10 protein-coding genes are annotated in these 9,707 nt (G+C 66.9%); 3 read left to right on the forward strand and 7 right to left on the reverse strand.

Going from position 1 to position 9,707, the window contains the following annotated elements; genetic code table 11:
- Positions 1–3: 3 nt before the first annotated feature.
- Positions 4–819 carry a hypothetical protein gene (locus AB0J47_RS18950; protein ID WP_364347085.1) on the reverse strand — a complete coding sequence of 272 codons (816 nt, stop codon included), beginning with the start codon at positions 817–819 and terminating at the stop codon, positions 4–6.
- Between the two features lie 320 nt (positions 820–1,139).
- Here AB0J47_RS18950 and AB0J47_RS18955 point away from each other — a divergent pair, with 320 nt between their 5' ends.
- Positions 1,140–1,652: a hypothetical protein gene (locus AB0J47_RS18955; RefSeq protein ID WP_364347087.1), complete on the forward strand. Its 513-nt coding sequence runs from the start codon at positions 1,140–1,142 to the stop codon at positions 1,650–1,652.
- On the opposite strand, the gene AB0J47_RS18960 is transcribed toward AB0J47_RS18955, so the two are convergent.
- Positions 1,653–4,052, reverse strand: a complete 2,400-nt coding sequence (locus AB0J47_RS18960; RefSeq protein ID WP_364347089.1) for a helicase-associated domain-containing protein — start codon at positions 4,050–4,052, stop codon at positions 1,653–1,655.
- A gap of 142 nt (positions 4,053–4,194) precedes the next feature.
- On the opposite strand from AB0J47_RS18960, the gene AB0J47_RS18965 reads away from it, so the two are divergent.
- The gene (locus AB0J47_RS18965; RefSeq protein WP_062988419.1) at positions 4,195–4,383 is read left to right on the forward strand and encodes a hypothetical protein; all 189 of its coding nucleotides are present in this window, start codon (positions 4,195–4,197) and stop codon (positions 4,381–4,383) included.
- Between the two features lie 186 nt (positions 4,384–4,569).
- Here the strand turns inward: AB0J47_RS18965 and AB0J47_RS18970 are convergent, their stop codons facing one another.
- Positions 4,570–5,193, reverse strand: coding sequence for a resuscitation-promoting factor Rpf1 domain-containing protein (locus AB0J47_RS18970; RefSeq protein WP_364347092.1), 624 nt, complete (start codon positions 5,191–5,193; stop codon positions 4,570–4,572).
- 366 nt (positions 5,194–5,559) lie between these two features.
- Positions 5,560–5,790: a hypothetical protein gene (locus AB0J47_RS18975; RefSeq protein WP_364347094.1), complete on the reverse strand. Its 231-nt coding sequence runs from the start codon at positions 5,788–5,790 to the stop codon at positions 5,560–5,562.
- A gap of 201 nt (positions 5,791–5,991) precedes the next feature.
- Between AB0J47_RS18975 and AB0J47_RS18980 the strand changes: the two genes are divergently transcribed.
- Entirely contained in the window at positions 5,992–6,417 is a 426-nt protein-coding gene (locus AB0J47_RS18980; protein ID WP_364347367.1) for a cold-shock protein, read from the forward strand.
- A 118-nt stretch (positions 6,418–6,535) separates the two neighbouring features.
- Here AB0J47_RS18980 and AB0J47_RS18985 read toward each other — a convergent pair whose 3' ends face one another.
- From AB0J47_RS18985 to AB0J47_RS18995, 3 genes are all read right to left on the reverse strand, one after another.
- Positions 6,536–7,045, reverse strand: a complete 510-nt coding sequence (locus tag AB0J47_RS18985; protein ID WP_364347096.1) for a DUF2771 domain-containing protein — start codon at positions 7,043–7,045, stop codon at positions 6,536–6,538.
- Positions 7,046–7,114: 69 nt separating this feature from the next.
- Entirely contained in the window at positions 7,115–8,854 is a 1,740-nt protein-coding gene (locus tag AB0J47_RS18990; RefSeq protein ID WP_364347098.1) for an MFS transporter, read from the reverse strand.
- Between the two features lie 77 nt (positions 8,855–8,931).
- Complete coding sequence (locus AB0J47_RS18995; protein ID WP_364347100.1) at positions 8,932–9,705, reverse strand: glutaminyl-peptide cyclotransferase; 774 nt, start codon at positions 9,703–9,705, stop codon at positions 8,932–8,934.
- Between the last annotated feature and the right edge of the window lie 2 nt (positions 9,706–9,707).

Genomic DNA, 9,707 nt, shown 5'->3' on the forward strand with positions numbered 1-9,707 from the left:
GGTTCAGTCGACGCGTTCGCGGACCCGTTCCACCCGGCGCTCGGCCCGATCGAGTTGTTTCTGGGCCGCGCGTAATTGGTCCTGGGCGCCGCGCTCGGCGGTGCGGGCGAACTGCTTCTGCTGTTCGGCGTGTGCGAGCTTTTCGCGCAGTGCCTCGATGCGGGATTCGCTCTCGGCCAACCGGTGTGCCGACTGCTCGGCTTCGGTCTGCGCCGAATCCCGTGCCGCACGGGCGGATTCGAGGGACTCGAGTGCGTCATCGAGCTCCTGATGCGCACTGTCCTCGGCGGCGGGTTCGGCGGATTTTGTTGTGCCCGTGCCGCTTACCGAAATGAGCGCGGCACCACTCGGACCGAAGCCTTCATAATTCGCCGACGTCACAAGTGTGCCGCTGCGAACCTGCTCGGCGACCGCGTCGTCGACCAGCGCCGCCGTTAGCGTCTGGCCCACCTCGCGCAGTACCGCCTCGGTGACCGGATGTCCGCGATCGGCGGCCAGTGCACCCGCTCGCTTGGCAAGGGCATTGACCACTTGCTGCCGCTGTGTGGTCAGTGTGCGCAACTGGTCGCCGGACAATTCCCGCTGCGCCGTACGCAGCGCGGAGCCGAGTTGTAGCAGCGCATCGACGTCATCGGGCGCCGCGCGGGCCAGTAGATTCACCGTCCAGGCAACGACCGTCGGCTTGCGCAGTTTGCCGACGGCGGTCGCGAGGTCCTTATCGCCCGCATTCTTGGCCTCGGCCACGCGTGCCGCCCTGGCGGCGATGAACTCACCAGGGTCTAGTCCGTACAAGTCGACGGCGACCTCTTCGAGCCTCATACTTGCCAAGCGTAACGACTGGGTCTCCGGAAGCGACAGAGTGCACATACTGGACAAAAGTCCATGTGTTCGAAATGCGAAAGGCATTGCTGGTGAACAGTTTAGGACTCACGGCCATCGTCACCCTGATCCCGAAATACGTGGGCCTCGCGCTGCTGGGACTGACCGGGCTGCTCGGGCAGTACTGAGCCGCGCCTCGGTGTTGGTCGGTTGTCCGAACTGCTGATGCGGTTCGGGCGACCGGAACGGTATTCTCACCGCGTTCACAACTGCTGTGAACACGTTCGGTGAGAGAGGGTTTCACGTTGAAGTTCCCAGGAATGAGGCTGCTGGCACGCATCGTGCTCGCCCTCCTGGCGGTGGGCGCATTGGTGGCCGTGGTGACCGGTTGTTCGGCGCTCGACAATGCAAGCAAGTCCGACACCGCCAAGGCGAAGGTCGGTGATTGCATCAATGTCACCGACAGTTCGTCATCGGCCACCAAGTCCGAGCCGGTCGACTGCTCGTCGCCGAAGGCGGTTTACAAGGTATTCCAGACCGCGGACAAGAAGATCGACTGCGCGGCCGAATACACCACCTACACCGAGGACCTGGTCAGTGGCGGCCAGGCCTACATGTGCCTCGCGCCGAACTTCAAGCAGGGCAGCTGCTACGCCGATGTCGGCACCAACCCGTACAAGTACGTCGACTGCTCCTCCACCGAAGCCACCTTCAAGGTGGTGCAGCGCATCGACGGCCAGGCCGACGAATTGCAGTGCGGCACCGATGCGACCAGCTTCGTGACCGTCCCGGACCCGAAGGTCACCTACTGCCTCGGCCCGGCCAAGAGCTGATTACTCGAGTAGGGCGACCGACGCGATCCGGTGCAAGGTGAAATGCCGGATCGTGCCGGTCACCGGGTCCAGTGCGTCGAGCTGGCCGTTGCCGACCTTGAGCGGCTCGACCACGCGCTGTGACGCGACGCCCTGGGCATCGACATAACCGATATTGACCGACCGCCGCACCCGCGCCGCCAATTGCAGCAGCGCCAGGGTTGCGGCGGTGCTGGTTCTGGTGCCGTCGGGGCGTACCGCCTGGCCGTTACGGGCGCTCGCAGCCCGGTCACCGGCGCGCAGTTCCGCCACGAGCAATTCCAGCTGTTCGGTGCTCGGCGGCGTCGGGCGATATGGCTGCCTGGCATGCGGGCGCACCGCGATCCGGGCGCCGCGCGGGCGCAGATCGACAATGGTGCCCGCGGAATCCTCACCAGCTGGCGCGAATCCTGCCGCGCGCAACCGTTCGAGTAATTCGCCGAGCGGGGCCTGGGCGATGGCGACGGTCGGTGCGATGGCCCGCAGCGCGAGTTCGCTCGCCACCGGCGAGCTGAGCACCTGCGCGAGCAGCGCCGGATCGTCACTGCGAACGAACGACTGCGCCATACCGGCCCGAAGCTGGCCGTGTCTGCGCGCGACGTCATCGATCAGATAGGTCAGCGACTGTGGGATCGGTGTGCGGGAATGTGTGGTGAACAGCGTGTGCAGTTCAGCTGCGGTCATCCCGGCATCGAGCGCGCGCCGCACCGATGTGTCGCTGATCCGGTAAACCGTTGCCGCACCCGCGGATTCGATATCGGCCACGAGTGCCACCCGGCTCTGTAGCTCCGGGGTCAGTGGACCGGGCGCGATGACCGTCAGATCCGCTTGGACCAGCACATGATCGATGGGCTCGGGCAGCGCCGATTCCATCTCGGACTCGGCGTCGGATGTGCTGGTCGGCGACCCGTGCAGCAGTGCTCGCGCCGGTGAGGCGAGCGCACCGCGTCCGATGAAACCGAGTTTCGCGGCCTCGTCCACCGTGTGCTCGACTGCCTCGGCGCGAAAGTGCCTGCGCCATCGCGGTTGCCGCCAGGCGAGTAGTCGGCCGATATCGGTGGGGTCGAATGCGGTGCCGGTCGGATATTCGGCGAGCAAATTCAAGATGGTGCGTCGATCGCGTGGTGCGTGCGGGGTGCGCAGTTCGATCGACAGCGCCGCCAGCGGTTTGTCATTGGCATCGCGCATGCCGATCATCCACGGCATGCGATCCAGGTCCAGCCAGGCCTGTGCCAGCGCCACCCAGCGGCGCGCGGGCGGTGCGTCCCGCCAGCCGTCGGCGGCCGGTGTGGGGGCCCAGAAGTCGTCGGTGGAGTCGAATTCCGGTGGCGGGTCCGGCATGCCCTTCTCGATGAGTTTGGCCGCGGCGAGCAGTTCGACGAGCAGTCCGGCGCGCGGTTCGTCGATACCGGTCTGCTTGGCAATTCGGCGTAACTCCCGCACTCCGAGCCCACCCGCGCGTAATGCGGGCGCGGGGGCCTGGCCGAGCGCCTCCAGAATGTCGGCACAGTGCCGTAGTAGCTCGCCCACTTCGCCCGCGGCGACCGCATTCACTTCGGTGGGGGCGTGCTTGGTCGGTGGCGGCTCCGGTGGTTTCAGCGCGTGCGGATGGGTCACCGGCTCCCGGCGCAATACCTGAGCGACGGTGACCGGTAGTTCGACCGTCTCCTCGTCGATCCAGTGCAATAATCGCCGGCCGAGCAGTTGCTGGATCGGGCGGTCGGCCGGTGTGCCCGGTGCGGCGTCCCTGGTGCGTCCGCGCGGGCCGGTGGTGGCCAGCTTGTCGAGCAGCGCGCGTTCGGCAGGGGAGACGGCCGTGAGGGCCGCGACCACCTCGGGCTCGGTGAGGGCATCCGGAATTTCGGTGGTGCTGCCGATCGGCCACGGCAGTGCCTCGGCGGTGGCCGGAATCAGATGTAGGTCGTCGCCGTCGTTCCAGACCAGTGCACGATCGGACAGGCGAGCCAGCGCGGCATCGATCGCCGCGACCTTCACCCGATCTTTCAACTGCGCGCGCAATGCCTTGCGACTCATCGGCGTCCCGCCGGAGCCCGTCGCCCGATGCACCGCAAGGGTTTCCACGATCGCGAACTCGAGTGTGTCCAGGTCATCGGTGGCACGCAGGACCGACGCGCGCTGCTCGGCGCGGGCCGCGAGCACCGCCATGGAGGACGGCAGTGGCACGGCCAGATCGGGCCGGAGTTCGAGCAGGGCCACCAGCTGCGCATCGCTGCGGGCCGCGAGCCACCCGGCCAGGGATTCGGTCGCAGGCTCCCCCGCCTCCCCGCGCCTTTTGCCGGTCGTGAGTGCCGCGTGACTGCCGTCGCGGGCTGGCTGTCGTATGCCCGGTCCGGCTTTGGGCGTCCCCGACGAGTTACCCATGTGCTCTCGAGATCAGTCGTTGCGTCGCAGTCCGAATATTGTCGATTATGTCAGCCTAGTGGATGTCGTTTATCCGTCGCCGGGCGTTGGCAGCAGCGGAGGGCAGAGTGCTGGCCGGTCGCTCGCATGCCACAATGTGGTCGTGGTGAATAAATCGAAGAAACCCTATGTCGACAATGGCTGGCCCTCGCTCGAGGACGGTGGCCACGCGGTCACCGAACTGTCGTCGACTCGTTCCGGTGGGCTCTCGCCGTTCGGTGAGGACACCGAGTTTCCGGTCCCGGCCGATCAGCTGCCCTACATGCACCCGAATACGGTGATCAACCGCTGAGCGGCGAATCGCTCGGCACCCGGACGGAAAACCCGCGGATACGAAGAAGGTCCCTGCATCACATCGGATGCGGGGACCTTCTTCGTACGGTCTGCGGCGTGAGCGACGGGCCCGGTGGCGGTAGCGGAGCGTGACCACGGAGAGACCCGCGAGGGCCGCAAATCGAACACTGCTTCGCGGCGCGACTCAGGAGGGCAGCATGCCCTTGTTCGCCTCGTAGAAGTTCACGACTGCCGGGTCGAGCTGAGTGCCCTTGGTGGCATTGAAGAAATCGAGGGCTTCCTGCGGGATCTGCACGCCCTGGCCCTGGACGACGGCGACGGCGCGGTCGATCGCGTCGAATACCTGCTGGCTCGGGTCGGCGATGGCCTGCTCCGGAGCGGCCGGAGCGGGGTTCCAGCGCGGGGTCTCGGTGGAGGAGGGAGCGGTGCGCGGGGTGGATCCGCTGCTCAGGCCGAGCGAGGACGAGCAGGAGGGCCAAGCGCCCCAGCCCTGGCTGGCGAGGACCTTCTCGGCGACCGCGATCTGCTGTTCGCGGCTGGCCTGGTTGGCCGTCGCGGCGTATTCGCCGCCGCCGTGTGCGTTCCAGGTGCTGGGCGAGAACTGCAGTCCGCCCTGGAAACCGTTGCCGGTGTTGATGCCCCAGTTACCGCCGGCCTCGCACTGGGCGAGCCGATCCCAGTCCTGATCGGGTGCCGCGCTGGCGTTTCCAGCGAGAGCTACACCTGCGGTGCCGATGATCGCGCCGGTGACGGCGACCTTGGCCACGGTGCGTCCGGTGGAGGTTGGCTTGCGATGGCGTCCACTCATTGCGGGTTCGTCTGCCTCTCGTACGCATCTGCAAGTGGTCCGGACTGAGAGGTCGTCCGTCCCGCCCTCACCCCTGCTTCCGTTGGGGTCCGGTACCCGCGGGGCGAGGTTCGATGCGGCGGGCCGGTGGTTGCCGGTTGTCCCGGCTGGGTAAGACCGTACGACGATCCGCGCGAAAAATCACTATTTGGTAACCGGCGGGTCCGCGTGGGTCTCGGACCGGTATCGGTTGCGACGGAGATGCTTCCGTGCAGCTGAGAGATGGTGCGGACGGGCCGGTCTCGGACCGCTGCCGCTCCGTTATCGCGCCGTAATGTGACGAGGATCACATCTGCGGTTCGGTAACGATTAGCAGGGGTAACCGGTTCACCGGGATCGTCGGCCGGACCACAGTGCGAAGACGATCGCGCAGAGGAAGCCGAGCGGCGCCAACATCGCCATCAGATACAGCCACAGGCCCGGGTCGGAATCGCTGAGGACCGGCGTCAGAAATATGGCGACAATCGCAAGCAAGCCGATCGCGAACAGACCGAGTGCCACGTACAGCAACCGGTCGCCGGCGCGGCGCGGGGGCGGTGGCGCGGATGAGTTCGTCACTGCTCGACCGTAAAACTGATGTGCTTGCGTTATTCGCACCGGGGTAGACTCGGTGCCAATCGCGTCCTGCACAGCTGTGGGGCGCGTTCTTTTCGCAAACTGACAGGAGCTGTCCGCGGCGGTACGCCGGACCAGCACCTGGGCAGACGGATGTGCTCGGGCCGCTGGGGCTCGAGTTTCGATGACGAACGGGTGAGTGCAGTGCCGACCGGCAGGGTGAAGTGGTACGACGTCGAAAAGGGCTTCGGCTTCCTTTCCCAGGACGAGGGTGAGGATGTTTATGTCCGTTCCTCCGCGCTCCCCGCTGGCGTCGATGGGCTCAAGCCCGGTCAGCGCGTCGAATTCGGGATGGCCGCCGGTCGTCGTGGGCCGCAGGCACTGAGTCTGAAGGTGCTCGAATCGCCGCCCTCGGTCCGTCAAGGCCAGGACCGCGATCGCGGGGCGCACAAGGAACCGGTCGCGCGCAAGCACACCCCGGACGAGCTGCACGGGATGGTCGAGGACATGATCACGCTGCTCGAGGCCAAGGTGCAGCCGGATCTGCGCAAGGGCAAGTATCCGGATCGCAAGACCGCGCAGCGCATTTCGGAAGTGGTGCGGGCGGTCGCGCGCGAACTCGATCACTGACATTCGCGGATAACGAATTTCGCGCGCTACCCGGTCTACCGGGCAGCGCGCGAAGCACTTTCAGGCTCACCCTGTCCAGCGATCCGCAAGCAGTCGCCACGGCGAGGTGCTGATCGACTCAGCTCGCGGTGCTGATCGACCAGGCCGCGTGCGGGACGTAGAACTCCCGGCCGGTCTCGTCGCGCGCGAGGATGGGCAGCTGCAATTCGATACCGACGAGCCGCAATTCGGGCTCCGGCTTCGAATCGATGGTGACGGCGAGCGCGCCCTCGGGAAAGTCGTTGCGGCTCACCACCCGATCCACCTTCTCGCCGGTGGGCATGGCGTAGACCAGCTGGGCCAGCCAGGGCGCGTCGGCGATCCTCTTGGGCAGGGACAGCTGCAGCGGATATCCGGCGGGGACATCGAGTGTGACGGTCTCGCCGTACTTGCAGTCCTCCATTTTCACTGTGCAATACAGGAATGGGGGCACCGTGACGGTCTTGCCGTGGGCGTATGCGGTGACGGTCGGGTCGGGATGGTCGGCTTTGCGGACGAACACCGTCAACACGCCGACGAAGGCGACGGTGAACACCAGTAGGGCCGCCACGCATAGCGCGACGACAGTGCGAGTACTTGGTTTGCTCACGACTGCGCCTCGCTGGCGCTCGGCTCCGTCGCGAGCAAAGCTGCTGTGTCGATGGTTCGTTCGCTGTGCTCACTCACAGATCGGATCTCCTGTGCCTCGTTGCATGTGCTTAGTGTCGCTACCGCGCTCCGTGCCGCGTTGCGCGGCTCGGTCGACGTCGGCGTGTCTGGATGTGGCGACGGCCTGCTCCGCATGTTCTGGGCGGTGCCCACCCAGACCGGGCAGCAGGGAGTGGCCGCGGTCGCTGATGAAGGTCTGCAGCAGCCCGAACAGCAGGACCGCGGAGATGAACGCGAAACCCTGCCAGTAGGTGGTCGGCATGAGCACGCCCGCCGCGCCGCCGAGGACCCAGCTGAGCTGCAGTACGGTCTCGGACCGGCCGAAGCCGGAGGCGATCGATTCCGGCGGCAGATCGTCCTGGATGGAGGCATCGAGCGATACCTTCGCCAGTGCGCTCGCACCCGCTGCGACCAGGGTTGCCAATGCGGCGCCGAGCAGATTGTTCAGGAAGACCGCGAGCAGGGCGACCACGCAGCAGGCGGCGGTGCAGCCCAGCACGATCAGTGACGGCTTGCCGAGTTTGATCCGGGCGCCGGTCGCGTTGCCGATGAAATTGCCGACGGCCGCGGCCACGCCGATCACACCGAGCATGGCGGCCTGCTGCCAGCCGCCGTGCTCGGTCGCCTTGGCGACGAAGGCCACATAGAACGTCAGGAAGCCGGTCAAGACGCGAATGGCGCTATTGCCCCACAGCCCGGTCACGACCGCGCGGCCGAGCGGCTGCCTGCGCTTACGCGGCGGAACCGTGGCTTCGGTTGCCGGACTGAACACTTCGGTTCTCGCGTGATAGCTGAGGGTCGCCGGGACCTCGCCCTCGGTGACCTCGACCCAGCGCGGGATGCGCAGGCTCAGGAAGGTGCCCGCGATCGCGATCGCGGCGGCCAGCACAAGTGCGCCATTGGAACCGGCGATCGCGGCGGCGAGTGCCGCGACCGCGCCAGCGCCGATGGTCCCACCGACCAGGCCGAACACGGTGAGCCGAGAGTTGGTGCGCACCAGGTCGATTTCGGGTGGCAGCACGCGCGGCGTCACCGCGCTCTTGAGCACCGAGAACGATTTACTGCCGACCATCATGCACAGGGCGAGCGGATACAGCGCCCAGCTGTCGAAAGCCATGATCAGCAGCACCGCGACCACCGCGCGCAGAGCGAAGGAGGTGGCCAGCGCCAGGCGGCGGCCGCGCTGCAGGCGGTCGAGCATCGGTCCGATGAGGGGGGCGATCACCGCGAACGGTGCGATCGTGATCAATAGGTACAGCGCGACTTTCGTCTTGCTCTCGGCGGTCGCGCTGGCGAAGAACAGTGTGTTGGCCAGTGCCACCGCGATCGCGGCGTCCAGGGCGAAATTCGCCATGGTGGCGTAGGTCAGCGCGGTGAGGCCGGATTTGTCGGCGCCGTCGGCCTTGGCGGCGCGCTGGAAGGTGGCGACGCCGCGGGAGGTGAGTTCGCGGCCGCGCATCGCGGCGACGCGGGTGACGGTCAGCTTGCGCGGGATGCGCTCTGGCTCGGCCGGCGCTTCGGGTTCCGGTGGCGGGTCTGCCGGTTCCGCGGATCCACCGGGCAGCGGCCGGGTCGGCGGTGGTTCGCGGCGTTGTGGCGGCTCGGGCGGTATGGGCGGTAGCGAGGACCGGCGGGGCGGGGTGTGGGGTGGCGGGTAACGGTCGTATCCGGGGTGACGCTGAATCGGTGGGGACTCCTCGCCATCCCACGGACCACGGTCGGAACCGGAGGGATCGCGGGGAGTAGTCACAACGTCAATTCTGTCGTACATCGGCGACTTGGGTTCAATTGCCGCTCCAAGCCGTCCGGAAAGGTGACCTGGCTCCCTCACTGCGGTACGAATCGGACCTCGAAGATGGTCGGCCAGTATTTACCGGTGATCAGGAAGTGGTCCGTGCCGGGTAGTTGGGCGATGCCGTTGAGCACATCGGTGCCCGCGCGGGCGGGCGCGGGCAGCAGGCCGTGCGCGTCGATGACCGCAAGGACATGGCCGGTTTCGGGATCGATGCGCAGGATCTCGTCGGTGGGATAGGAATTGGCGTAGACGGAACCGTCGGCGGCGCAATCGAGTTCGTTGAGCTCGACGCGGTTTCGGGAGGTGAGGGTGACGGTGCCGGTCGGGGCGAAGGTGACCGGATCGCGGAAGGTGAGGGTGTCGGTGCCGTTGCTCATCACCAATTTGTCCGCGCGCGTGCACAGACCCCAGCCCTCGCCGTCGTAGGACGCCCTGGTGCGTTCGGCCAGCGTCGCTGGATCGCGGGCGATCGCCACTCGGTTCTGCCAGGTCAGTTGCCAGAGGGTGGCACCGGCTTTGGTGACACCCTCGCCGAAGTAGGGCGCGGGCAGTCCGGTGCGGGTCAGCTCGTTGCCGGTGGTCAGATCGGTGGCCCGCACGTCCGACGCGCCCGGCATACCGGTGCTTTCGTAGAGCACGTTGCCGGCGACCTCCAGGCCCTCGGTGAACGCCCGCGGATCGTGCGGACGGGTGCCGACCACCTCGATGTGCAGTCGCGGCACAGCGTCGTCGGAGCCGCCACACCCGGTGATTCCGAGCAGGCTGACCAGGACAACGACGGCCAACGAACGCCGATTGCACTCCATAC

Source organism: Nocardia sp. NPDC049737 (genome assembly GCF_040674755.1).
Lineage (GTDB): Bacteria > Actinomycetota > Actinomycetes > Mycobacteriales > Mycobacteriaceae > Nocardia.

Coding starts and splice junctions, on each gene's coding strand:
- AB0J47_RS18970 (WP_364347092.1), bottom strand. CDS start 5,193: ATGAGTGGACGCCATCGCAAGCCAACCTCCACCGGACGCACCGTGGCC.
- AB0J47_RS18950 (WP_364347085.1), bottom strand. CDS start 819: ATGAGGCTCGAAGAGGTCGCCGTCGACTTGTACGGACTAGACCCTGGT.
- AB0J47_RS18960 (WP_364347089.1), bottom strand. CDS start 4,052: ATGGGTAACTCGTCGGGGACGCCCAAAGCCGGACCGGGCATACGACAG.
- AB0J47_RS18995 (WP_364347100.1), bottom strand. CDS start 9,705: ATGGAGTGCAATCGGCGTTCGTTGGCCGTCGTTGTCCTGGTCAGCCTG.
- AB0J47_RS18955 (WP_364347087.1), top strand. CDS start 1,140: ATGAGGCTGCTGGCACGCATCGTGCTCGCCCTCCTGGCGGTGGGCGCA.